Origin of the sequence: Paenarthrobacter sp. YAF11_1 (genome assembly GCF_052113445.1) — a bacterium.
Taxonomy (GTDB): domain Bacteria; phylum Actinomycetota; class Actinomycetes; order Actinomycetales; family Micrococcaceae; genus Arthrobacter.
This window is the reverse complement of record NZ_JBFRDF010000048.1, coordinates 1-380: the sequence shown is the minus strand read 5'-3', so window position 1 is coordinate 380 and position 380 is coordinate 1. Positions and strand designations below refer to the sequence as shown.

The 380-nt window shown below is 48.2% G+C and carries 1 protein-coding gene; it reads left to right on the top strand.

Annotation, left to right across the window (positions count from 1 at the left end; translation table 11 throughout):
- Positions 1-8: 8 nt before the first annotated feature.
- Positions 9-380 (top strand): NUDIX hydrolase (locus AB4Y77_RS23020; protein ID WP_442015469.1); only part of this gene is annotated, 372 nt, incomplete at its 3' end.

The following is a 380-nucleotide window of genomic DNA, read 5'->3' as shown; positions in this document are numbered from 1 at the left end:
GGGTAACTATGTCTATTCGAGTAAGAGTGGCTTGCATCAGTGTAAAGGAGAACAAGATTGTGTTAATGAAGAAGCTCATTCGTTCTTATTTTAACTTCAATCAGCTCACACCACCGGGAGGAGGAGTGGAGCTGCATGAAACGTTAGAGCAGGCATGTATCCGCGAAATGCATGAGGAGACGGGCTTAATCGTGTCTGACCCGAAGCTGCGGGGGATCATCTCATATATTAACCATACGAACGAGGGTCACGCGGTAACCCTATTTTATGTAAGCACACGCGTGGAGGGCGAGTTAATCACGATGGAACCGGAAAAGCATATTCCCGAGTGGGTGGACCTGTCGACCTTGGCGACTAACGAAAGGGTTCCTGATTACTAC